Raw genomic sequence first — 22,108 nt, 5'->3', positions numbered from 1 at the left:
AATAAGGGGATCGGAATGCGTAAGCAGTGGCTGGGGATCTGCATTGCGGCAAGTTTACTTGCGGCCTGTACTAGTGATGATGGTCAGCAACAGGCAACCGTCGCGCCGCCGCAGCCTGCGGTGTGTAATGGCCCGATCGTAGAAATCAGCGGTGCCGATCCCGTTTATGAACCGCTGAATGCCAGTGCCAATCAGGATTACGAGCGCGACGGCAAAAGCTATAAAATTGTTCAGGATCCTTCCCGTTTCAGCCAGGCGGGCTTTGCCGCCATTTATGATGCCGAGCCAGGCAGTAACCTGACGGCCTCCGGAGAGACGTTCGACCCCATGCAGCTGACGGCGGCACATCCGACGCTGCCGATCCCGAGCTATGCTCGTATCACCAACCTGGCAAACGGCCGCATGATCGTCGTGCGTATCAACGACCGCGGCCCGTACGGAAATGACCGGGTGATCTCCCTGTCGCGCGCATCTGCCGATCGCCTGAATACCTCGAATAACACCAAAGTCCGTATTGACCCGATTATCGTGGCGCAGGATGGCTCCCTCTCCGGGCCGGGTACCGCGTGTACGACGGTGGCGAAACAGACCTATGCCCTGCCCGACCGCCCCAATCTTGACGGCGGAATGGGCAGCGTCTCTTCTCCGGCCGAGCCTGCTCAGCCGGGGGGAGAAATACGCCCAATCAGCAACGACACGCTGCAAAGCGACGATTCAACGGGCGCACCGGTAAAGAGTAGCGGCTTTCTTGGCGCACCGACGACCTTAGCCTCGGGCGTGCTGGAAGGCAGTGAGCCTACCCCAGCCCCCGCTCCCGTTGCTGCACCAGCGACCCAGTCGGCTCCCGTAACGGCGCCCGCGGCCACGCAAAGTGCAGTGGTGACGGCTCCAACAGCGGCCAGCGGCAGCTATGTGGTTCAGGTCGGCGCAGTGAGCGATCAGGCCCGGGCTAAACAGTATCAGCAGCGTCTGAGCCAGCAGTTTGGCGTACCTGGACGCGTTGAGCAGAACGGTGCGGTCTGGCGCATTCAGATGGGGCCGTTTGCCAGCAAATCGCAGGCAGCTTCCCTGCAGCAGCGTCTGCAGAATGAAGCTCAGCTTCAGTCATTTATCGCTGTTGCGAAATAATTAACCGGCGGTATCCGAATTGTCAGTTTGTGTAAAACACATTCACAAACTCATGCTTAAAGTCGGATGCCTGCCTGAATAGCATTTGCTATAGTAAGGCACTTTTTTTAATTCCATCACGGATGTCGTAGTTCTGACCATGAAGACCACTTTTTCTGCTCGTTTTGTGCAGCGCATGGCGCTGACCACGGCCCTTTGCGCGGCTGCGCTCTCTGCAGCTCACGCCGATGACCTGAATATCAAGACCATGATCCCTGGCGTTCCGCAAATCGACGCGGAATCCTACATCCTGATCGATTACAACTCTGGCAAAGTGCTGGCAGAACAGAATGCCGATGCCCGCCGTGACCCGGCCAGCCTGACCAAAATGATGACCAGCTACGTTATCGGCCAGGCGATGAAGGCAGGTAAATTCAAAGAAACGGATCTGGTCACCATCGGTAACGATGCGTGGGCAACCGGGAACCCGGTCTTTAAGGGCTCCTCTCTGATGTTCCTGAAACCGGGTATGCAGGTTCCTGTTTCCCAGCTGATTCGCGGTATCAACCTGCAGTCGGGTAACGATGCCTGCGTGGCGATGGCCGATTTCGCCGCCGGTAGTCAGGATGCCTTCGTAGGCCTGATGAACAGCTACGTGAACGCGCTGGGTCTGAAAAACAGCCATTTCCAGACCGTACACGGCCTGGACGCAGACGGTCAGTACAGCTCGGCACGTGACATGGCGTTGATTGGTCAGGCGCTGATCCGCGATGTTCCTAATGAGTACTCTATCTATAAAGAGAAAGAGTTCACCTTCAACGGTATTCGTCAGACCAACCGTAACGGCCTGCTGTGGGATAACAGCCTGAACGTTGACGGCATCAAAACCGGTCACACCGACAAAGCGGGCTACAACCTGGTCGCCTCCGCCACTGAAGGCCAGATGCGTCTGATCTCTGCCGTGATGGGTGGCCGCACCTTTAAAGGCCGTGAAACAGAAAGCAAGAAGCTGCTGACCTGGGGCTTCCGTTTCTTCGAAACCGTGAATCCACTGAAAGCAGGCAAAGAGTTTGCGTCTGAACCGGTCTGGTTCGGTGACAACGACCGTGCTTCTCTCGGCGTTGATAAAGACCTCTACCTGACCATTCCGCGCGGTCGTATGAAGGATCTGAAAGCCAGCTACGTCCTGAACAGCACCGAGCTGCACGCCCCGCTGCAGAAAAATCAGGTCGTGGGCACGATCAACTTCCAGCTGGATGGCAAAACGATCGATCAGCGCCCGCTGGTGGTCCTGCAAGAAATTCCTGAAGGCAATTTCTTCGGCAAAATCATTGATTATATTAAATTGATGTTCCACCACTGGTTTGGTTAAAAATCGAACACTTGAAAGTGTGATTTTGATCCCCATATACTAAGTATCCTGATAACTCCCACCTGACGTGGGAGTTATTATTTTTTGACGTTACGCCGGAGCTGACATGAAAACCAAACTTAACGAACTGCTTGAATTCCCTACCCCATTTACCTACAAAGTAATGGGTCTGGCGAAACCTGAGCTGGTTGATCAGGTGGTTGAAGTGGTACAGCGCCATGCGCCGGGTGACTACTCTCCGTCAGTAAAACCAAGCAGCAAGGGCAACTACCACTCGGTTTCTATTACCATCACTGCGACACACATTGAGCAGGTTGAGACGCTGTACGAAGAGCTCGGCAATATCGAAATCGTTCGTATGGTGCTGTAGTCCCTTTGCGGTTACCCGGTTTGCCGGGTAACCCCTCTCCCCGCTGTGATATACTCCCGCATACCTTTTGTCCCTCGTCTTCGGAGACGCAGTTTTGTATCAGGATAAAATTCTGGTCCGTCAACTCGGGCTGCAACCTTACGAGCCTGTCTCCCAGGCTATGCATGACTTCACCGATTCACGCGATGACACTACCCCCGATGAGATCTGGCTGGTCGAACACCTGCCGGTCTTTACGCAGGGTCAGGCGGGAAAAGCAGAACATTTATTAATGACGGGCGATATTCCGGTTATCCAGAGCGATCGCGGCGGTCAGGTCACGTACCATGGTCCCGGGCAGCAGGTGATGTACGTCCTGCTCAATCTGAAGCGCAGAAAGCTCGGCGTGCGTGAACTGGTTACCTTACTGGAACAGACAGTCGTCAATACGCTGGCGGAATACGGGATTGACGCGCATCCGCGGGCCGATGCGCCTGGGGTCTACGTTGGGGAAATGAAGATCTGCTCTCTGGGGCTGCGTATTCGTAAAGGCTGCTCATTCCATGGCCTGGCCTTGAATATTAATATGGATCTCGCGCCTTTCCAGCGCATAAACCCCTGCGGCTACGCCGGCATGGAAATGACGCAAATGCGCCAGTGGGTAGAAACCGCTACGCCAGACACGATTCGTCCCGTGCTGTTGAAGAACGTGTTAGCACTACTTAACAATCCCCCGCACGAATATATCCCTGCTTAATATATCGTACAACAGGGCTCGCTAATTTGACGGGCCACTGTCTATTTACCGTTTTTGCACTTTACAATAATCCATAGATTCTATATTTTCGAAGCGCCCGAATATTACCGCTACATATTATTTAGCCTCCAGCATGCACGGCAAACACGGCATAAGTAACGTGAGCAATTATCACACAAGTGTTTGCTTTTGATAAACAAATGAAACAAAACCAACACTTTACGAATCTCTACAAGCATAATAAATAAATTCAACTATCATTCATATTGTGAATGTATACGGAGTGAAAGCGTGGAGTATAATAATTTACCAGCCAAACGACTGAATGAACCTGGTGGCGAAGACAAGCCGCAAATTTTTCGGACTTTACGTAATATTGATCTCAATTTACTGACTATTTTTGAGGCAGTATATGTCCATAAGGGTATCGTTAACGCTGCGAAAATTCTTAATCTCACGCCATCAGCAATAAGCCAGTCCATCCAAAAGCTACGCGCTATATTTCCTGACCCGTTATTTATTCGTAAGGGCCAGGGGGTAACGCCGACGGCCTACGCCACGCATCTCCATGAGTACATCAGCCAGGGGCTGGAGTCGATTCTGGGCGCACTGGATTTAACCGGGAGCTATGATAAGCAGAGAACCATCACCATCGGCTGTTCTCCTTCTGTGGGTGTGCTGGTGATGCCAGCGATCTTCCAGGCCGTAAAAGAGCATGCTCCGCAGCTCCTGCTTCGCAATGTGCCTCTCCATGAGCCTGACGTTCAGCTTGCCCAGTTCCAGACGGACCTGATTATTGAAAGCGGCAGCTTCAGTGCCAGAGCGCTGGGGCAAAATGTGCTCTATGCGGATAACCTGGTACTGGTTTGCCGTCAGCAGCATCCTGCCCTCAGCGAGCCGCTGACCATCGAAAACCTGCGCAACTACGACCACTCGTCTTTCATGACCGAAGGGCAGTCCAACCATGGCCTTCGTCAGCGTATTGATGAAATTTTCCCGGAACGTCAGATCAGCTTCAGCAGTTACAATATGTTCACCACCGCATCCCTGATAGGCAGCAGCGATATGCTGTGCATCATGCCATCGCGCCTGTACAGCCTGCTCCGGAAATGCTGGCCGCTGGACAGTATCCCCCTCAGCCAGCTTAATGCGGAATCTATTGAAATTTCACTGCATTACAACAAGCTGAGCTTGCGCGATCCGGTTCTGGAAAACGTCATCCGCATTATCCGTCAGGCCTTCTGACAGGTTGAGCCAGCATAAGCCCCTGCGGCAGGCAGGGCAAAAGGCACAAAACAACAACTATTTTACAAATTGGCGATCTGGCAGGCTGCTTTAACGACCGTTTCAATGATATACTGCCTGTCGTTCATTCAAAAATAGTTGATAAATACAACATTCCCTTGAATTGAAACGCTTTCCTTCGATATTCGCAACTGGAACACGCACGCTATGAGTAAACCCATTGTGATGGAACGCGGTGTTAAATACCGCGATGCCGATAAAATGGCCCTTATCCCGGTTAAAAACGTGGCTACAGAGCGCGAGGCGCTGTTAAGAAAACCGGAATGGATGAAAATCAAACTTCCGGCCGACTCTTCGCGTATCCAGGGGATCAAAGCGGCGATGCGCAAGAATGGCCTTCACTCCGTTTGTGAAGAAGCCTCTTGTCCGAACCTTGCTGAATGTTTCAATCACGGTACCGCGACGTTTATGATTCTGGGTGCTATCTGTACCCGCCGCTGCCCGTTCTGCGATGTTGCTCATGGCCGTCCGGTCGCGCCTGATGCTAACGAACCCCAGAAGCTGGCGCAGACCATCGCCGACATGGCGCTGCGTTACGTGGTTATCACGTCCGTTGACCGTGACGATCTGCGCGACGGCGGAGCGCAGCACTTCGCTGACTGTATTACGGCCATTCGCGAGAAAAGCCCAAACATCAAAATCGAGACGCTGGTGCCAGACTTCCGCGGCCGTATGGACCGCGCGCTGGATATCCTGACCGCGACGCCGCCAGATGTGTTTAACCACAACCTGGAAAACGTACCGCGTCTCTATCGTCAGGTCCGCCCGGGCGCTGACTATAACTGGTCTCTGAAACTGCTGGAACGCTTCAAAGAAGCGCATCCGCATATTCCGACCAAGTCAGGTCTGATGGTAGGTCTGGGTGAAACTAACGATGAAATCATCGAGGTGATGCGCGATCTTCGCCGCCACGGTGTAACCATGCTGACTCTGGGCCAGTATCTGCAGCCAAGCCGTCACCACCTGCCGGTACAGCGCTACGTGAGCCCGGACGAGTTTGATGAAATGAAGGCCGAAGCGCTGGCGATGGGCTTTACTCACGCCGCATGCGGCCCGTTTGTTCGCTCCTCCTACCATGCAGATATGCAGGCAAAAGGCGAAGAAGTTAAATAATGCTGTAATATTCATTTACAGTAATACAAAAAAACCGGCCTCATGAGCCGGTTTTTTTTCGCAAGCCCGCAGGCGTTGCTGTCACTCTTTGTGAGAAAGCTTGTCTGCCGGGACGTCATCCTCAGCGCTTTTCTTCGCGGCTGTATCATCGTCGTTCATCGCTTTCTTAAAGCCTTTGATGGCAGCCCCCAGGTCACCACCCAGCGTGCGTAACTTCTTGGTACCAAACAGCAGGACGACCAGTGCGGCAACCACCAGCAGTTTGGTAATACTAATCTCACCCATAGATACCTTCTTTACTTAAAACAGGCTGCATTCAGCGCCAAAACCTGACTGTATTAACGGTCATTTAGCGCGTGCACACAATAGCAATCTGTAACAAGGTGAATCAAGCATTGTTGAAAAAAACATCACAATAATTGCGGTGGCGCAAACCGACGATTGCGAAGAACGGGTAATTGCTGACGTGCAAGCGCAATTCTGTCTATGTTTATCTCCGCCACCAGCAAATCCGGGGCTTCCGCAGCCGCGGCGATCGTCACACCCAGCGGATCGACCACCCTGCTTTGCCCGATGTTCTTCGTTCCGCATTCTCCTGCAGCAACGACATAGCAGGTGGTATCCAGCGCGCGTGCCGCCAGCAGCGTTGCCCAGTGATGTTCTTTTAACGGCCCTTTAACCCACGCGGCAGGCAGAACCAGCACGTCCGCCCCCTGTAGCGCCAGATGGAGTGCCAGCTCCGGAAAACGCAGGTCATAGCAGGTCATCAGCCCAACCTTTAATCCGTCAATCTCCAGCAGCGGCGGAACACGGTCTCCTGGGTCGACGCGCCGTGATTCCTGAATGCTGAAGGCATCATAAAGATGAAGCTTGGCGTAACGTGCGACTATGGCTCCGCCGCGAATCGCCACCAGCGTATTCACCGCCCGACCCAGCGTAGAGGGAACATGGATTGTTAAGATCGTCGTCATCGTATTGCCCACGCTCTGGGCGAGCAATTGCTGTAAAAATTCACCGTCCAGCGGCTGCGCGGACTTCACGGATAAATCCGGGTCATTATCATCCCTGGCCAGCAGCGCCTCAGGAAGCACCAGCAGCGACGCGCCTTTCTGTTGGGCCTGCATCATCAGATTGACGCATTTTATCGCGTTAGCCTGCCAGTCAGGCGTGACCGCAAATTGCCCTACCGCAACATACATATTTGTCCCCTCATCATAAACGGCGTTAAACTCGCTTCTCTTACACATCAAATAGCAGGTATTTAGCGTGTTACAACTACTTTTAGCCGTTTTTATTGGTGGGGGAACGGGTAGCGTTGCGCGATGGTTTCTCAGTATGCGGTTTAACCCCCTGCATCAGGCGATTCCCATGGGGACGCTGGCTGCAAACCTGATAGGTGCCTTTATCATTGGCATGGGGCTGGCCTGGTTTAACCGAATGACACACATTGACCCAATGTGGAAAGTCCTGATTACCACCGGATTCTGCGGCGGGTTAACCACCTTCTCAACCTTTTCTGCGGAAACGGTTTTTCTCTTTCAGGAAGGCCGTATCGGCTGGGCGCTGATGAATATGGCGCTCAATATGCTCGGCTCCTTTGCGATGACGGGGATCGCATTTTGGCTATTTTCTTCCGCAAGCGCGCATTAACAGCCGAACCGTTAATGTTGGCTTAATTTTTCTCTGTCACTCTGGATGCAGTAATGAACGAGGGTGACAGAATGAAACAGAGTCTGATGAGCGCAGGCATGGTGTTGTTAAGCGTGCTGATCGTGGCCAGCTTCCTGAAAATGTATCTGCTTGGCTGATTCAAAACGAAAAAAACCCGCTCAGTGAGCGGGTTTTGAAATTCTTGCTGACGCGTCTGGATTACAGAGCGATTACGTTAGCAGCAGAAGGGCCTTTGGCACCGTTAGTGATTTCGAACTCTACACGCTGACCTTCAGCCAGAGTTTTGAAACCATTAGACTGGATTGCAGAGAAGTGTACGAACACGTCTTTGCTGCCATCTTCAGGAGTAATGAAACCGAATCCTTTGGACTCATTAAACCACTTAACGTTACCTTTAATCTTAGACATCAAAATTACCTTTACATTAAAAAACGACACAAATGCTGTGTCGGTTACCAGTACATCAATTGTGAGACCTTTTGTCCAGCGGATCTTTGATAAAAAGTGACTAAAGTCGCGTTAATTTTCACTGGCCGATTTTTATCGTTTATGAATCAACGGCTGCGCGTTTTATCACCAACAGGTAAAGTTTTTTCAGTTAAAACTGAAAACGCATCCAGGCGAAGTAAACGTTACCGTTGTTGTACGTGCCCGGGATGTAGGTCATCTGGAACGTTGCGGGGCCGTAACCGATAGAGGCCAACGGCAGCAGCACCGGGATCGGAATGTAGTTCCAGTTGTCACGTGCGGTGACCCCCGCGGTATAGCCCAACCCGACATGGAAGTTCTCGTCGGCTAGCGGGCGCCAGGTTTTCTCCCAGCCGTAGCCCCCAATCGGCTCCCATTTATTAAAGGAGTCTTTAAAGGCCATCAGATAGATGCCATGCCAGTTTCCCTTATCATCCCAGCGCGACTGACCGAAACCAGCGCCCCACGGACGCTCGTTATATTTATCGGTTTTCTCTTTGTCATAAGCAAAACGCGCATGCCACGTTATTGCCGGAACATAGAGATCATAATGTTCGGGCGCCGTCCAGGTCTGAGAGACATTATCCGTAAAGGTTGAGAACCACCCTTTATCCGTCGCGTTGTCCTCTGCCTGTGCAACAGAAGAAAACGTTAACTGCCCAAAAATAAACAATAAAATTGAGAAAAATGTATTACGTACGATCACAATGCAATTACCATTCTTAGTATTCGAGGCAAAGTTTACCATAAAGTAGTTGAATCAAGGCTTAACGACATCAGCGTTATTCCTAATTATTCGGCCTTTTTCCGGGAATATTCTCAATAAACTGGACCGCAAGTCTGAATAAGCACATTCAGAGTGAGCCTTTAACCTGTTTAGCCTTGTATATCAGCAACATGCTGAATTACACAAAATATTAACAATCTGTTATCATTGTAAGGACATATTGCGCTATTTCTGACGGTCAAGACTCTCATGGCGTAAATGTAAGAGCCATGGCAAAAACACGGTTGTTCTGCTCTCTAGTCGTCTGTTTATTGATTTTAATCAGCAAGAACAGGCCATTTATTCGGCACATTTTCATCCTTCTTATTTTTATTGATTTTTTGTGCTCCATTGCAGCAGAGATACAGGGGAAATCATGCTTACGTTATTCGAACTCCTTATTGGGGTCGTCGTCATTGTCGGTGTCGCACGCTACATCATTAAAGGCTATTCGGCCACGGGCGTGTTATTTGTTGGCGGTTTAACGCTGCTGATTATCAGCGCCATAATGGGACATCAGGTATTACCTGCCAGTGCAACCAGTACGGGTTACACCGCCACTGATATTGTTGAATACATTAAGATATTACTCATGAGCCGCGGCGGCGACCTGGGTATGATGATCATGATGCTGTGCGGTTTTGCCGCCTACATGACCCATATCGGTGCCAACGACATGGTCGTTAAGCTTGCCTCAAAACCGCTGCAATACATCAACTCACCCTATCTGCTTATGGTCGCCGCCTATTTCCTCGCCTGCCTGATGTCGCTGGCCGTGTCGTCGGCAACCGGACTTGGCGTACTGCTCATGGCCACGCTGTTCCCGGTCATGGTGAACGTCGGTATCAGCCGCGGCGCGGCAGCAGCCATTTGCGCGTCTCCGGCAGCCATTATTCTCTCCCCGACCTCCGGCGACGTTGTGCTGGCGGCAAAGGCTGCGGAGATGTCGCTCATCGACTTCGCCTTTAAAACCACGCTGCCAATCTCTATTGTCGCCATTGTGGGAATGGGAATCGCGCATTTCTTCTGGCAGCGCTATCTGGATAAGAAAGAAAACATCAGCCACGAGATGATGGATGTGAGTGAGATCACCACCACCGCACCCGCGTTTTATGCCATTCTGCCCTTCACGCCGATTATCGGAGTGCTGATTTTTGACGGCAAATGGGGCCCGCAGCTGCACATCATCACCATTCTGGTGATCTGCATGCTGCTGGCTGCCGTGCTGGAGTTTGTGCGCGGTTTCAACACGCAAAAGGTGTTCTCGGGTCTGGAAGTCGCCTATCGCGGAATGGCGGATGCCTTCGCTGGCGTGGTGATGCTGCTGGTGGCAGCGGGCGTTTTTGCTCAGGGTCTGAGCACCATCGGCTTTATCCAGAGCCTGATCTCTATCGCCACCTCGTTCGGCTCGGCCAGTATTATCCTGATGCTGGTCCTGGTGGTACTCACCATGCTGGCGGCCATGACCACCGGTTCCGGCAATGCGCCTTTCTACGCTTTTGTGGAGATGATCCCGAAACTGGCCCACTCGTCCGGTATTAACCCGGCCTATCTCTCCATTCCTATGCTGCAGGCGTCAAACCTAGGCCGTACCATTTCCCCGGTATCGGGCGTGGTCGTCGCCGTTGCCGGGATGGCAAAAATCTCGCCATTTGAAGTGGTAAAACGCACCTCAGTGCCCGTTATGGTTGGGCTGATTATCGTGATTATCGCCACGGAAGTGCTGGTGCCCGGCGCAGCCTAAGCTAAATTCCTGATATCCAGAAAGCGCCTGCGGGCGCTTTTTGTGCTTTAATAACCCCCAGAAATCAATCACGCTCATTCGATCAGGAAATCATATGTTCAGGAAGGATATCGTTATCCCGTCTGGGGCAATCGCGCTTGCCCTCTGTGTTTTCTCCACACAGGCAGAACCGCTCAAGGCAACCCAGTATGGCGATTTCGATCGCTATGTGCTGGCCCTGTCCTGGCAAACCGGGTTTTGCCAGAGCATGGTCGAGCGCAACCGCAATGAACCTGACGAATGTCGCCTGCAAAAAGAGCGCGAAAATAAAGCTGATTTTCTGACCGTTCACGGGCTATGGCCCGGCCTGCCGAAATCCATTGCCGCACGCGGGGTGGATGAACGTCGCTGGATACGTTTTGGCTGCGCCACGCGCCCCATTCCGAACATGCCGGAAGTGAAGGCCAGCCGAAAATGCGATGCCGCCGAAACCGGACTGTCGCTTTCTGCTGCCGCTAAGCTCAACGACGTGATGCCGGGTGCGGGCGGTAATTCCTGCCTGGAACGCTACGAATACGCCAAACATGGCGTCTGCTTTGGTTTCGATCCGGATGCCTATTTCGGCACGATGGTGCGGATGAATCAGGAAGTTAAAAACAGTGCGGTCGGTAAATTCCTTGCCAATAACTACGGAAAACCCGTCAGTCGCAGCGACTTTGACAGTGCCGTAGCCAAAAGCTGGGGCAAGGAGAACGTCAGAGCGTTCAAGCTGACCTGCAACGGCAATCCGGCTTATCTGACCGAGATGCAGATTTCGCTGAAGGCTGACGCCATTAACAACCCGCTTTCTGCGGCCTCATTTGCCCCGCAGCCACATCCGGGTAACTGCGGAAAACAATTCGTGATTGATAAAGCCGGTTACTGATCCGCGCCCGGGCGCACCATATCAAACCGGTTTTCATCGCTGATGCCATAGTATGCCGTCGGCCCACCCGCACGCAGGATGGGCTGCGCTTTCGCCGTCTGGTATATCCCCTCTTCCAGCAGCGTTTCGGCAATATGGATACCGACCACTTCCCCCAGCACCAGCCACGTGTCCACCGGCGTACCGTCGGCTCCGGTAAGCTGAATGCACTGGGACAGTCGACATTCAAAATTCACCGGGCTTTCTGCAACGCGGGGGGCGTTAACCAGCTGGCTGGCCGCTGGCGTGAGCCCGGCAAAGCTAAATTCATCCCGATCGTGGGGAAGCATCGCAGAGGTTTGATTCATCGCCTGTGCGAGATCGCGCGTTGCCAGGTTCCAGACAAACTCCCCGGTTTCCGTAATATTACGCACGCTGTCCTTCCAGCCGTTGCTGGAAAAGCCGATGATCGGCGGGCGGTAGTTAAAGCAGTTGAAGAAACTGTACGGTGCAAGGTTCAGCTGACCGGCCTTGTCGCAAGAGGAGATCCAGCCTATCGGACGTGGACCAATAATGGCGTTCAGCGGGTCATGCGGCAGGCCGTGCCCCTGAGACGGTTGATAGAAGTACATAGTTCTCTCTCGTTGGTGGGCAACGCCCGGGTTCAGGACACTCAGCGTAACGTATTCCGTCAGGAATGAAGACTGAATAAATTTCAGCGAAAATTCATATGGCCCATGAATGTGACTTTCATCACTTCAAACTTGCGCGCTCAGCCAGTATCATCGGGAGAGTTAAACCCTCGCTGCCAGACGGCGAGGGTTTTCTTTTGGATCAGTTTCTGCGTTAGACGCAGCATTAACGACATGGAGTAAAAAATGTCCAGACCTACCATTATCATCAATGAGCTCGACGCAGAACGTATCGACAGGCTGCTGGAAAAAGCGGAATTTGCCTCGCTCCCCGTGGCCGACGCCCTGAATGAGGAGCTCGACCGGGCACAGATGTGCACGCCTGAGACAATGCCACATGACGTGGTCACCATGAACAGCCAGGTGAAATTCCGCAACCTGACCACCGGTGAAGAGTTGACCCGTACGCTGGTATACCCGGCTCAGATGACCGACAGCAGCACACAGCTTTCTGTTCTGGCCCCTGTGGGTGCCGCACTGCTGGGACTGCGTACGGGGGATACGATCCACTGGGAATTACCGGGTGGCGCCTCGACCCATCTGGAAGTGCTGGAGCTGCTCTACCAGCCAGAAGCCGCGGGCGATTACCTGCGTTAATCTCTTCTGAATAAGCGCCTACCCGCTTTGCACAGAGGATGCAGCCGCATCCTCTTTCCGCAAATTCACCCAATTTTCCTATACCGCGCAAAATGGCCTTAATCCACGCTTAACCTGTTTTGGTGCCGCGGGGACGGTCATGAGTGAGATAGGCGTTATCACACTTATCTTTCTGATTTTTGTGGCGATTATAGTCACGGCCGTGCTCTATCTTGAACGCCACTGGTAAGCGAATATTCTCAGGCAACCCCGCCCGGGAAGGCATTCACCAGCCCTTTAACGGTCTGCTCTGCGGCTTCGGGGGTCTCTGCGCCCGGGACCAGAATCACCTTCCGGCACTCCTCCTCCCGTTTTTCGAAAATCTTATAGGCGCGTTCCGCATCCGCAAGGGGGAGATAATGGGTCACGATCTCTTCCGGCGTAAGCAGCCCTTTTTCGATCAGCGGTAACAGTTCACCCAGCCAGGCATGGACGTGCGTCTGGCCCATCTTAAACGTCAGCCCCTTATCAAAGGCATCGCCAAACAGGAAGCCATGGATAAACCCTGCGTATACGCCGGGTACGCTGACCACCCCGCCGCGACGCACGGCAGCAATGCACTGACGCAACGCTTTGCCGCTGCTGCCTTCGATTTTAAGATTGCTGAGGATCGTTTCCGTGGTGCTGCCTTTCGCTTCAAACCCGACCGCATCAATCACGGCGTCAACGCCGCGCTGGCCCGCGGTCTGTTCGATGATTTTTTCCGCCGCGTCGTTGTCATCATCAAAGTTGATGGGGATAGCGCCATAGCGCGCCTCGGCAAATCGCAACCGGTAGGGATGGTGATCGATAACAAAAATCTGCTCAGCCCCCAGCAGCCGCGCACAGGCAATGGTCAGTAGCCCCACCGGCCCGGCGCCGAAAACGGCTACGCTTGAGCCTTTTTCAATCTGCGCATTTTTTGCCGCCTGCCAGGCCGTGGGCAAAATGTCGGACAGGAACAGCGCTTTATCATCAGAAAGAAGCTGCGGGACTTTAAACGGTCCGACGTTACCCTTCGGCACGCGAACGTATTCCGCCTGCCCGCCCGGCACGCCGCCGTAGAGGTGGCTATAGCCAAACAGCGCCGCAGGTGCGGGAATTTGCTTTTTGTTCAGTGCGGCACCCTGCCCGGCGTTGGTATTCTCACAGGCCGCATACTGCTGGAGGCGACAGAAGAAACAGTCCCCGCAGGCGATAACAAAGGGGATCACCACGCGATCGCCCTTTTGCAAATTCTTCACCTCTGCGCCGCACTCGACGATTTCCCCCATAAACTCATGGCCAAAAATATCGCCGTGCTGCACCTTCGGTATCTTTCCGCGGTAGAGATGCAAATCGGAGCCGCAGATAGCCGTGGCCGTGACGCGCAGAATAATATCGTCGGGCTGTTCGATGATGGGGTCGGGGACATTCTCGACGCGAACATGGTGTGGACCGTGATACGTAAGTGCTTTCATGCGACCTCCGAAAGGTTCCGGGTAAGTGTATAAGGGTAGCTACCCCTGAAGGTCTGCCTGTGAATACGGGTCTTTTGAGATTTATCCTGGCAAGATAAGAAAACTGACGGAGCGCTTACAGAAACCATGACTATTTTGTGGTTGAATGAGTACAGCGTTATAAACAAGGAGAAACGGGTATGTATCAGAGAATCATTATGCCGGTTGATGTTTTTGAAATGGAGCTGAGCGACAAGGCCGTACGCCACGCGGAGTTTCTGGCGCAGCAGGACGGTGTCATCCATCTGCTACACGTGCTGCCAGGCTCCGCCAGCCTGAGCCTGCACCGCTTTGCCGCCGATGTGCGTCGCTTCGAGGAACATTTGCAGCACGAAGCGGAAAATCGCCTGCAAACCATGGTCAGCCACTTCAGCATCGACCCTTCACGGATCAAAACACACGTCAGATTCGGCAGCGTACGCGATGCGGTAAATGAACTGGCGACCGAACTGAAGGCAGACGTGGTGGTTATCGGTTCGCGTAACCCGTCCATTACCACGCATCTGCTGGGCTCTAACGCCTCCAGCGTCATCCGCCACACCCATATACCGGTGATGGTCGTCAGATAAAAAAAAGAGGCCACCTTTCGGTGGCCTCTCGCTATTGCAGGTGTAGCCTTACTTTCTTTTCTTATGCGGTTTTGGTGCGAATCAGGTAGTCGAACGAACTCAGAGACGCCTTCGCCCCTTCGCCCGTGGCGATAATAATCTGTTTGTACGGCACGGTGGTGCAGTCGCCGGCCGCAAACACGCCTTTCACGCTGGTTTCACACTTGGCATCGATGATGATTTCGCCCATGCGGTTGCGCTCAATCGCCCCTTCCAGCCAGGTGGTATTTGGCAGCAGACCAATCTGCACGAAGATCCCTGAAAGCTGCACGCTGTGCACGTCGCCGCTCACGCGGTCGCGGTATTCCAGACCGGTGACCTTGCTGCCGTCGCCCTTCACTTCCGTGGTCTGCGCGTTCAGCACGATGTCGACGTTTTTCAGGCTGCGCACTTTATCCTGCAGAACCTGGTCGGCCTTCATGTCTGGCGCGAACTCCAGCAGGGTTACGTGTTCAACAATCCCCGCCAGGTCGATCGCCGCTTCCACGCCGGAGTTTCCGCCGCCGATCACCGCCACGCGCTTACCTTTAAACAGCGGGCCGTCGCAGTGCGGGCAATAGGTCACGCCTTTGGTGCGATACTGATCTTCGCCCGGCACGTTCATGTTGCGCCATTTCGCACCGGTGGCAATGATGATGCTGCGCGCTTTCAGCACCGCGCCGGAGGCGGTTTCAATCTGGTGTAAACCACCCTCAACCGCAGCAGGTACCAGCCTGCTGGCGCTCTGGCTGTCGATCACATCCACGTCGTAATCGCTGACGTGCGCCTTCAGCGCGCCGGCCAGCTTCTGGCCTTCGGTTTTCGGCACGGAGATATAGTTTTCAATGTCCACGGTATCCAGTACCTGGCCACCAAAACGTTCACCCATCAGGCCGGTACGGATACCTTTACGTGCGGAGTATACTGCCGCCGCCGCCCCCGCAGGGCCGGAACCGACAATCAGCACGTCGTAAGCATCGCGTTTGTTCAGCGCTTCTGCGGCACGTTTTTCGGCACCGGTATCCACTTTGGCGACGATTTCCGTCAGCGTCATACGGCCCTGGCCGAATTCCTGACCGTTCAGATACACCGCCGGAACGCCCATCACGTTGCGATCGGTGATTTCATTCTGGAAGGTACCGCCATCAATTGCCGTGTGTTTGATGCGCGGGTTGAGGACCGACATCAGGTTCAGCGCCTGCACCACGTCAGGACAGTTGTGGCAGGAGAGCGAGTAATAGGTTTCAAACTCAAAATCACCGTCGATATCGCGGATCTGCTCCAGCAGCGCCTGCGCCTCTTTCGACGGATGACCGCCGGTCCACAGCAGCGCCAGCACCAGCGAGGTAAACTCGTGCCCCAGCGGTGAGCCGGCAAAACGCGGCCCCAGCTCAGAGCCTGGGTTAGTGATCAGGAAAGACGGCTTACGGACGTTAAGCGAGTTATCCTCTTTGAAGGTCACTTTTGGTGACAGTTCAGCGATCTCTGCCAGCAGTTCCTTGATCTCTGCCGATTTCGCGCTGTCGTCCAGCGTGGCAATCAGCTCAACGGGTTTGGTCAGTTTCTCAAGGTAGGCCTTGAGCTGGGTTTTCATCGTGGTGTCGAGCATGGTTCTTCCCTCTCTTAAAACGTCATCATGCAAGCTGCCTTATACGGACGGCCTGAATGCAACTTGCATCATGGTGCTGGAATGAAATGGGCGCGGGTGCGCCCATTGATTGCCGGGTGGCACGTCGTTTACCCGGCCTACGATACTGTAGGCCCGTGCAAACGCAGCGCCGCCAGGCTTTACAGACTTAGATCTTGCCGACCAGGTCTAAAGATGGCGCCAGCGTTGCTTCGCCTTCTTTCCATTTAGCCGGGCACACTTCGCCTGGGTGAGAAGCAACATACTGCGCTGCTTTTACTTTACGCAGCAGGTCAGACGCATCACGGCCGATACCTTCAGCGGTAACTTCGATAGCCTGGATAATGCCCTGCGGATCAACAACGAAGGTCGCACGGTCAGCCAGGCCTTCATCTTCACGCATGTTGTCGAAGTTACGGGTCAGGGCGCCAGTCGGGTCACCGATCATCGCGTATTTGATTTTGGCGATGGTTTCAGAGCTGCTGTGCCATGCTTTGTGGGTGAAGTGGGTATCGGTAGACACAGAGTAAACGTCTACGCCCAGCTTCTGCAGTTCGTCGTAATGGTCAGCCACGTCGCCCAGTTCGGTCGGGCAAACGAAGGTGAAGTCAGCCGGATAGAAGAAGAAGACGCTCCAGCGACCTTCGGTATCTTTCTCGGTTACTTCGATGAACTCACCGTTTTTGAACGCCTGGTTTTTGAAAGGTTTAATTTTAGTGTTAATCAAAGACATCTGTACTTCCTCCGTGTTTTCGTTGAGATGTAAGGTAACCAACTTTATCCATCGGGGCTAATGCGTATGCTTTATCAAATCAATCAGCCAAACCTTACAACGCCAACAAGACAACCTTGTGAACGGAACTAACGGAAAGCCTGAACGTAAAAAGGCCGCCCTGGTGGGCGGCCCTGATACCTGAACTTTCCACAGGAACTTTCAGTGCCAGCCTGGGCTGGCGTTGCGTTGCGCTCTACATACCTTATTTCAGGCCGTAACAGCGGTTTGATTACAGCACCGGTTTTCAGTTTGGGCAATGCGTCACGCCGGCATTCCGCCCTATGGCTGTGATAGGTTTTACCGAATAGCCTCCGTGTCTGCCTGACTCAACGAGAGGCTTAATAATGAGAATGAGTTGCAATAAGTGGTCTGCCTGGTGGCCAGAACGAAAGTGACAATAATGAGTCACAGCGAATGTATAACCAATAATGGTTATTTGAGAACAACGCCGCAAGTTTTAAAGATAAAAATATCTTAATAACGGCTGAAGTTCTATTTCAATAATCCAGCCTCGTGATATATTAAGCTCGTATTTAAAACAAATTAAGTAGGTTAATCACAAGGATTGTAAATGATTAACTTCGAACTATAGTTATCAGTAATGTGATGACAACAACACACTCAGGATGATTTATGGCAAATCTTTACGACCTTAAAAAATTCGATCTTAATCTGTTAGTCATTTTTGAGTGCATTTATCAGCACCTTAGCATTAGCAAGGCAGCGGAAACACTCTATATCACGCCCTCAGCAGTGAGCCAGTCCCTGCAACGCCTGCGCGCGCAACTGAATGACCCGCTTTTTATTCGTTCGGGTAAAGGCATTACCCCGACGACGGTGGGGATCAATTTGCATCACCATCTGGAAGAAAACCTTAATAGCATTGAGCAAACCATTAATATCCTGAATAACGCGCAGATCAAAAAGAGCTTTGTCATCTACTGCCCGCAGATTGTGGCCCATGGGCGCTTCGGCAGCCTGCTAAGCTCTCTGCTTGCAGACGAAAATTACGACATAGAACATAATGATGTGCTCTTATCTCCTGAGTCAGCCGAGGATTTGCTCGCCTACCGCAAGGCCGACCTGGTGTTTAGCTTTGCTCCCGTTAACAGTCGCTCTATCGTCTGTACCCGCTTTATGAAGTTAGCAATGCTGTTGGCGTGCAGCAAAGATCACCCCCGCCTCGGCGATAGCGCAACGATTGAGGAACTCAGCCAGGAAAAATTCACGCTGATGCGCAGTCAGGAGAATGGCATAAAAGAGTTCCAGCTGCAGTCAAACATTCTCCTTCCGGAACGCAACGTCTGTTTCCGCAGTGACTCACTGCTTTCGATTATGAATATTATTGGCGTGAGTGATTTAATAGGCTTTGTACCAACAATATTGTTTGAACGATATAAAGACCATCTCAACCTGAAGAGCATTTCCTTGCCTTTTGCGATTCCTCAAGTAGATGTTTACATGCTTTACAATCGCTCGGCGTTAAACAGCAGCGTGTTTACGCAATTCATTGAAAAAATCGAAGTGGAATAACTTGCGATATCGCCTGAATACTTTTTAATTACATTCGGGCAACAAATCCTTTAATGGAAGATCTTATTCTTCCGGTTTCTCCTTAATATCTTTACTATTCATGGTTTATCAGCGTAAATAAAAGCCCCCGACAGTCATACTCAGGAAGAGATTGAACATGTCACTGTATAAATATCCCCTGCAGCTTAACGTGCTGGAGGCCGCGCAGGAGCGCATCGCCTGGACGTTCGCCACCTTTTCCCGCATCTGCGTCTCCTTCTCCGGTGGCAAAGACTCCACCGTCATGCTGCATCTCACCGCGCAAATGGCCCGGGCGCAAAAACGAAAAATCAGCGTGCTTTTTATTGACTGGGAAGCACAGTTCTCCTGCACCATTGAGCACGTTAATGCGCTGCGCGAAGGCTACCGGGACGTCATCGAGCACTTTTACTGGGTGGCGCTTCCGCTAACCACGCAAAATTCCCTCTCACAGTATCAGCCTGAATGGCAATGCTGGGCGCCGGACGTGCGCTGGGTGCGCCAGCCGCCGGAAGGCGCCATCACCGCTGCGGATTATTTTGATTTTTACCAGACGGGAATGACCTTTGAAGCCTTTGTCCGCTCGTTTTCCGACTGGTTTGCCCTGCACCGTCCGGCAGCCATGCTGGTGGGCATTCGCGCCGATGAATCCTATAACCGATTTTTGACCATCGCCAACAACCGCAAGCATCGCTTCGCGGACGATAAGCCCTGGACAACCACCGCGCCCGGCGGGCACGCGTGGTACGTCTATCCTCTTTACGACTGGAAAACCGCAGACATCTGGACATGGTTTGCAAAATCTGGAAGCAGCTATAACCCGCTCTACAACCTCATGTTTCAGGCGGGTGTCCCGCCGCGCTATATGCGCATCTGCGAGCCCTTCGGCCCGGAACAGCGCCAGGGACTCTGGCTCTATCACGTTCTCGAGCCCGAGCGCTGGGCCGCCATGTGCGAGCGCGTCAGCGGCGTGCGCAGCGGCGGCTTCTACGCCGGGCAGGACAACCACTTTTATGGCCACCGGAAAATCCTCAAACCCGATCACCTCGGCTGGCGCGACTACGCCATGCTCCTGCTGAACAGCATGCCGCAAAACACGGCTGAGCATTACCGCAATAAAATCGCGATCTATCTGCACTGGTATCAGAAGAGAGGCATGCCGGATATCCCCGAGACGCAGGACGGCGATATCGGCGCCAAAGACATCCCCTCATGGCGCCGTATTTGTAAGGTATTACTTAATAATGACTACTGGTGCAGGGCGCTGTCATTCAGCCCGAATAAACCTAAACATTATCAGCGCTACAGCGAACGAGTGAAGGCGAAGCGCAAGGAGTGGGGCATTTTATGCGACAAAGAATAATTACCGAGATCGAAACGTACCTTCAGTCACTTTCCGAGGAGGATCGGATTACTGCCATCAATGCCTTTCGCGAAGCGATCCATAAAAACAGCCCTTTTCGCGAGCAACCGATAGACTGCGTTCTCTGGATCAAACAGGACGCGATTATCGCTAACGACTACAACCCCAATAACGTTGCCCCTCCGGAAAAACGGCTGCTCAGCAAGTCGCTCGAACTCGATGGATTCACCCAACCTATTGTTGTGACGGAAAGTGAAGCCCATCACTACGAAATTGTGGATGGCTTTCATCGCCACGAAATCGGCAAAAATCGGGCGGCGTTGAAGCGTCAGCTCAGAGGATATCTCCCCGTCACCTGCCTGCGCCAGCACCGGCAGGATAAACATGACCGTATGGCCGCCACGATTCGCCACAATCGGGCGCGGGGTCGGCATCAAATCAACGCCATGTCAGATATCGTGCGCGAACTGGCACAGCTCGGCTGGAATGATGAGCGAATTGGCAAAGAGCTGGGCATGGACAGCGATGAGGTGCTGCGCCTCAAGCAAATCAACGGTCTGCTGGAGCTGTTTGCAGACCGCCGTTACTCAGAAGCGTGGACGGTGAAATAATCAGAGCGTGTTCAAACGCTCCGCCGCCGCCAGCAGCGTCGATTCCTGCTTCGCAAAGCACAGGCGGATCAGCTTGTGCGGGAAGGGATCGGCGCAGAACACCGACAATGGAATGGCGGCCACGCCGACCTCTTTCGTCAGCCACTGGCAAAAGCTGACGTCGTCCAGTTCGGAAATCGCGCTGTAGTCGGCGAGCAGGAAATAGGTTCCTTCAGACGGCAAAATTTCCAGGCGGCTTTGGCTCAGCGCCGCCACAAACAGATCCCGACGTTCACGATAGAAGTGCGGCAGCTCGCGGTAATGCGCGGGTTCCGCGCGCAGCATATCCGCCAGCGCCAGCTGAGCCGGCGTGTTCACGGCAAACGTCAGGTACTGATGCACTTTGCGCAGCTCAGCGCTGATGGCCGCCGGGGCCACGCAGTACCCTACCTTCCAGCCGGTCATATGGTAGGTCTTACCAAACGAAGAGACGGCGATAGCACGCTCGCGAAGCTGCGGATGGGCCAGCACGCTGGCATGCCCTTCCTCAGCAAAGCAGATGTGCTCGTAGACTTCATCGCTCAGGACGTAAATTTCCCGTTCGGCGATAGCCTGCCACAGCGCGGCAAAATCGGCTTTTTGCCACACCGTCGCCGACGGGTTATGCGGCGTATTCAGGATCACCAGACGGGTTTTGTCACTCAGCAGCGCAGCAAACGCCTGCCAGTCAGGGCGGAAATGCGGCGGCTGGAGCGCCACGCGTTTCACCACGCCGCCGGAGAGTTCAACCGCAGGCGCATAGCTGTCGTAGCTCGGATCAAAGCAGATGACTTCATCCCCCGCGCGCACCAGCGCGGTGATGGCCGCGTACAGCGCTTCGGTCGCCCCTGCCGTCACCGTGATGTCGGTGTTCGCATCGGGCTTATGGCCATAAAGCTCCGCCGTTTTGTCGGCAATCGCTTCCCGCAGCGCCTGCACGCCCGTCATCGGCGCATACTGATTCGCCCCCTGCGCCACGTGATACGCCAGACGCGCCTGCAGATAAGCCGGGCCGTCGAAATCCGGGAACCCCTGAGAAAGGTTAATGGCGTTGTGCTGCTGCGCCAGGGCGCTCATCTGCGTAAAGATGGTGGTACCGAGGTTAGGAAGTTTACTTTGCGGAATCAAGGCATTAATGCTCATTGTGTTGTGCCTGCTTGTAATACTTATGTTGCTGCCACTATAACACGATGTTAGTCTTTGGCAATCAAGACGCTTAGACGTCTATACCATAT

General features: G+C 53.3%; 24 protein-coding genes. 15 read left to right on the top strand and 9 right to left on the bottom strand.

Going from position 1 to position 22,108, the window contains the following annotated elements:
• The first annotated feature begins 15 nt into the window (after positions 1–15).
• The 6 genes from rlpA (at position 16) to lipA (ending at position 6,003) form a co-directional block, all read left to right on the top strand.
• Complete coding sequence (gene rlpA, locus AA74_RS0115215) at positions 16–1,128, top strand: endolytic peptidoglycan transglycosylase RlpA (RefSeq protein WP_023293035.1); 1,113 nt, start codon at positions 16–18, stop codon at positions 1,126–1,128.
• Positions 1,129–1,267: 139 nt separating this feature from the next.
• Positions 1,268–2,479 (top strand): D-alanyl-D-alanine carboxypeptidase DacA, encoded by a 1,212-nt coding sequence (dacA, locus tag AA74_RS0115210; RefSeq protein ID WP_008501035.1) that lies wholly within the window; start codon positions 1,268–1,270, stop codon positions 2,477–2,479.
• 106 nt (positions 2,480–2,585) lie between these two features.
• The gene (gene ybeD / locus AA74_RS0115205; RefSeq protein ID WP_003858718.1) at positions 2,586–2,849 is read left to right on the top strand and encodes a DUF493 family protein YbeD; all 264 of its coding nucleotides are present in this window, start codon (positions 2,586–2,588) and stop codon (positions 2,847–2,849) included.
• Positions 2,850–2,943: 94 nt separating this feature from the next.
• Positions 2,944–3,585, top strand: coding sequence for a lipoyl(octanoyl) transferase LipB (gene lipB, locus AA74_RS0115200; protein ID WP_023293036.1), 642 nt, complete (start codon positions 2,944–2,946; stop codon positions 3,583–3,585).
• Positions 3,586–3,876: 291 nt separating this feature from the next.
• A complete protein-coding gene (locus tag AA74_RS0115195; RefSeq protein WP_021242582.1) occupies positions 3,877–4,830 on the top strand; it encodes a YbeF family transcriptional regulator in 954 nt (317 codons plus the stop codon).
• Positions 4,831–5,037: 207 nt separating this feature from the next.
• Positions 5,038–6,003, top strand: coding sequence for a lipoyl synthase (gene lipA, locus AA74_RS0115190; protein WP_008501032.1), 966 nt, complete (start codon positions 5,038–5,040; stop codon positions 6,001–6,003).
• Between the two features lie 81 nt (positions 6,004–6,084).
• Here lipA and tatE read toward each other — a convergent pair whose 3' ends face one another.
• Both tatE and AA74_RS0115180 read right to left on the bottom strand, forming a co-directional pair.
• Positions 6,085–6,288 carry a twin-arginine translocase subunit TatE gene (gene tatE, locus AA74_RS0115185; protein ID WP_008501031.1) on the bottom strand — a complete coding sequence of 68 codons (204 nt, stop codon included), beginning with the start codon at positions 6,286–6,288 and terminating at the stop codon, positions 6,085–6,087.
• Positions 6,289–6,413: 125 nt separating this feature from the next.
• Entirely contained in the window at positions 6,414–7,202 is a 789-nt protein-coding gene (locus tag AA74_RS0115180) for a deaminated glutathione amidase (protein ID WP_025912713.1), read from the bottom strand.
• A gap of 67 nt (positions 7,203–7,269) precedes the next feature.
• Between AA74_RS0115180 and crcB the strand changes: the two genes are divergently transcribed.
• Positions 7,270–7,653, top strand: a complete 384-nt coding sequence (gene crcB, locus AA74_RS0115175; RefSeq protein WP_025912712.1) for a fluoride efflux transporter CrcB — start codon at positions 7,270–7,272, stop codon at positions 7,651–7,653.
• A gap of 219 nt (positions 7,654–7,872) precedes the next feature.
• Here the strand turns inward: crcB and cspE are convergent, their stop codons facing one another.
• Both cspE and pagP read right to left on the bottom strand, forming a co-directional pair.
• A complete protein-coding gene (cspE, locus tag AA74_RS0115165) occupies positions 7,873–8,082 on the bottom strand; it encodes a transcription antiterminator/RNA stability regulator CspE (protein ID WP_002439184.1) in 210 nt (69 codons plus the stop codon).
• 190 nt (positions 8,083–8,272) lie between these two features.
• Positions 8,273–8,890, bottom strand: coding sequence for a lipid IV(A) palmitoyltransferase PagP (gene pagP / locus AA74_RS0115160; protein ID WP_008501026.1), 618 nt, complete (start codon positions 8,888–8,890; stop codon positions 8,273–8,275).
• Positions 8,891–9,284: 394 nt separating this feature from the next.
• Here pagP and dcuC point away from each other — a divergent pair, with 394 nt between their 5' ends.
• Positions 9,285–10,652: an anaerobic C4-dicarboxylate transporter DcuC gene (gene dcuC, locus AA74_RS0115155; RefSeq protein WP_021242585.1), complete on the top strand. Its 1,368-nt coding sequence runs from the start codon at positions 9,285–9,287 to the stop codon at positions 10,650–10,652.
• 94 nt (positions 10,653–10,746) lie between these two features.
• Entirely contained in the window at positions 10,747–11,556 is an 810-nt protein-coding gene (gene rna, locus AA74_RS0115150) for a ribonuclease I (protein WP_025912711.1), read from the top strand.
• On the opposite strand, the gene AA74_RS0115145 is transcribed toward rna, so the two are convergent.
• Entirely contained in the window at positions 11,550–12,167 is a 618-nt protein-coding gene (locus AA74_RS0115145; protein ID WP_008501022.1) for a flavin reductase family protein, read from the bottom strand. The two genes, rna and AA74_RS0115145, sit on opposite strands and share 7 nt — an antisense overlap.
• A 246-nt stretch (positions 12,168–12,413) precedes the next feature.
• Here AA74_RS0115145 and rnk point away from each other — a divergent pair, with 246 nt between their 5' ends.
• On the top strand, positions 12,414–12,824 hold the full coding sequence (gene rnk, locus AA74_RS0115140; protein ID WP_008501021.1) for a nucleoside diphosphate kinase regulator: 411 nt from the start codon (positions 12,414–12,416) through the stop codon (positions 12,822–12,824).
• Between the two features lie 139 nt (positions 12,825–12,963).
• Entirely contained in the window at positions 12,964–13,053 is a 90-nt protein-coding gene (gene yldA, locus AA74_RS1000000123810; protein ID WP_008501020.1) for a small membrane protein YldA, read from the top strand.
• Between the two features lie 10 nt (positions 13,054–13,063).
• Here the strand turns inward: yldA and AA74_RS0115135 are convergent, their stop codons facing one another.
• Positions 13,064–14,302 (bottom strand): zinc-dependent alcohol dehydrogenase, encoded by a 1,239-nt coding sequence (locus AA74_RS0115135; RefSeq protein WP_008501018.1) that lies wholly within the window; start codon positions 14,300–14,302, stop codon positions 13,064–13,066.
• 179 nt (positions 14,303–14,481) lie between these two features.
• On the opposite strand from AA74_RS0115135, the gene uspG reads away from it, so the two are divergent.
• Positions 14,482–14,910, top strand: coding sequence for a universal stress protein UspG (gene uspG, locus AA74_RS0115130; RefSeq protein WP_008501017.1), 429 nt, complete (start codon positions 14,482–14,484; stop codon positions 14,908–14,910).
• 61 nt (positions 14,911–14,971) lie between these two features.
• Here uspG and ahpF read toward each other — a convergent pair whose 3' ends face one another.
• On the bottom strand, positions 14,972–16,537 hold the full coding sequence (gene ahpF, locus AA74_RS0115125; RefSeq protein ID WP_008501016.1) for an alkyl hydroperoxide reductase subunit F: 1,566 nt from the start codon (positions 16,535–16,537) through the stop codon (positions 14,972–14,974).
• Between the two features lie 187 nt (positions 16,538–16,724).
• Positions 16,725–17,288 (bottom strand): alkyl hydroperoxide reductase subunit C, encoded by a 564-nt coding sequence (gene ahpC / locus AA74_RS0115120; RefSeq protein ID WP_008501015.1) that lies wholly within the window; start codon positions 17,286–17,288, stop codon positions 16,725–16,727.
• 675 nt (positions 17,289–17,963) lie between these two features.
• Here ahpC and AA74_RS0115115 point away from each other — a divergent pair.
• From AA74_RS0115115 to AA74_RS0115105, 3 genes are all read left to right on the top strand, one after another.
• Positions 17,964–18,863, top strand: a complete 900-nt coding sequence (locus AA74_RS0115115; protein WP_008501014.1) for a LysR family transcriptional regulator — start codon at positions 17,964–17,966, stop codon at positions 18,861–18,863.
• 157 nt (positions 18,864–19,020) lie between these two features.
• On the top strand, positions 19,021–20,244 hold the full coding sequence (locus AA74_RS0115110) for a phosphoadenosine phosphosulfate reductase (RefSeq protein ID WP_023326893.1): 1,224 nt from the start codon (positions 19,021–19,023) through the stop codon (positions 20,242–20,244).
• Positions 20,229–20,855 carry a ParB/RepB/Spo0J family partition protein gene (locus AA74_RS0115105; protein ID WP_025912710.1) on the top strand — a complete coding sequence of 209 codons (627 nt, stop codon included), beginning with the start codon at positions 20,229–20,231 and terminating at the stop codon, positions 20,853–20,855. Before AA74_RS0115110 ends, AA74_RS0115105 begins: the two co-directional genes overlap by 16 nt.
• Here the strand turns inward: AA74_RS0115105 and AA74_RS0115100 are convergent, their stop codons facing one another.
• Positions 20,856–22,016 (bottom strand): pyridoxal phosphate-dependent aminotransferase, encoded by a 1,161-nt coding sequence (locus tag AA74_RS0115100; RefSeq protein WP_025912709.1) that lies wholly within the window; start codon positions 22,014–22,016, stop codon positions 20,856–20,858.
• Positions 22,017–22,108 lie beyond the last annotated feature (92 nt).

The sequence above is a fragment of the Enterobacter sp. 5-4 genome (assembly GCF_000612205.1).
GTDB lineage: Bacteria > Pseudomonadota > Gammaproteobacteria > Enterobacterales > Enterobacteriaceae > Enterobacter > Enterobacter roggenkampii.
The sequence above is the reverse complement of the archived record's forward strand: the minus strand, read 5'-3'. Positions and strand labels throughout refer to the sequence as shown.

Coding starts and splice junctions, on each gene's coding strand:
- rlpA (WP_023293035.1), top strand. CDS start 16: ATGCGTAAGCAGTGGCTGGGGATCTGCATTGCGGCAAGTTTACTTGCG.
- dacA (WP_008501035.1), top strand. CDS start 1,268: ATGAAGACCACTTTTTCTGCTCGTTTTGTGCAGCGCATGGCGCTGACC.
- ybeD (WP_003858718.1), top strand. CDS start 2,586: ATGAAAACCAAACTTAACGAACTGCTTGAATTCCCTACCCCATTTACC.
- lipA (WP_008501032.1), top strand. CDS start 5,038: ATGAGTAAACCCATTGTGATGGAACGCGGTGTTAAATACCGCGATGCC.
- tatE (WP_008501031.1), bottom strand. CDS start 6,288: ATGGGTGAGATTAGTATTACCAAACTGCTGGTGGTTGCCGCACTGGTC.
- AA74_RS0115180 (WP_025912713.1), bottom strand. CDS start 7,202: ATGTATGTTGCGGTAGGGCAATTTGCGGTCACGCCTGACTGGCAGGCT.
- cspE (WP_002439184.1), bottom strand. CDS start 8,082: ATGTCTAAGATTAAAGGTAACGTTAAGTGGTTTAATGAGTCCAAAGGA.
- pagP (WP_008501026.1), bottom strand. CDS start 8,890: ATGGTAAACTTTGCCTCGAATACTAAGAATGGTAATTGCATTGTGATC.
- dcuC (WP_021242585.1), top strand. CDS start 9,285: ATGCTTACGTTATTCGAACTCCTTATTGGGGTCGTCGTCATTGTCGGT.
- rna (WP_025912711.1), top strand. CDS start 10,747: ATGTTCAGGAAGGATATCGTTATCCCGTCTGGGGCAATCGCGCTTGCC.
- AA74_RS0115145 (WP_008501022.1), bottom strand. CDS start 12,167: ATGTACTTCTATCAACCGTCTCAGGGGCACGGCCTGCCGCATGACCCG.
- rnk (WP_008501021.1), top strand. CDS start 12,414: ATGTCCAGACCTACCATTATCATCAATGAGCTCGACGCAGAACGTATC.
- yldA (WP_008501020.1), top strand. CDS start 12,964: ATGAGTGAGATAGGCGTTATCACACTTATCTTTCTGATTTTTGTGGCG.
- AA74_RS0115135 (WP_008501018.1), bottom strand. CDS start 14,302: ATGAAAGCACTTACGTATCACGGTCCACACCATGTTCGCGTCGAGAAT.
- uspG (WP_008501017.1), top strand. CDS start 14,482: ATGTATCAGAGAATCATTATGCCGGTTGATGTTTTTGAAATGGAGCTG.
- ahpF (WP_008501016.1), bottom strand. CDS start 16,537: ATGCTCGACACCACGATGAAAACCCAGCTCAAGGCCTACCTTGAGAAA.
- ahpC (WP_008501015.1), bottom strand. CDS start 17,288: ATGTCTTTGATTAACACTAAAATTAAACCTTTCAAAAACCAGGCGTTC.
- AA74_RS0115115 (WP_008501014.1), top strand. CDS start 17,964: ATGGCAAATCTTTACGACCTTAAAAAATTCGATCTTAATCTGTTAGTC.
- AA74_RS0115110 (WP_023326893.1), top strand. CDS start 19,021: ATGTCACTGTATAAATATCCCCTGCAGCTTAACGTGCTGGAGGCCGCG.
- AA74_RS0115105 (WP_025912710.1), top strand. CDS start 20,229: ATGCGACAAAGAATAATTACCGAGATCGAAACGTACCTTCAGTCACTT.
- AA74_RS0115100 (WP_025912709.1), bottom strand. CDS start 22,016: ATGAGCATTAATGCCTTGATTCCGCAAAGTAAACTTCCTAACCTCGGT.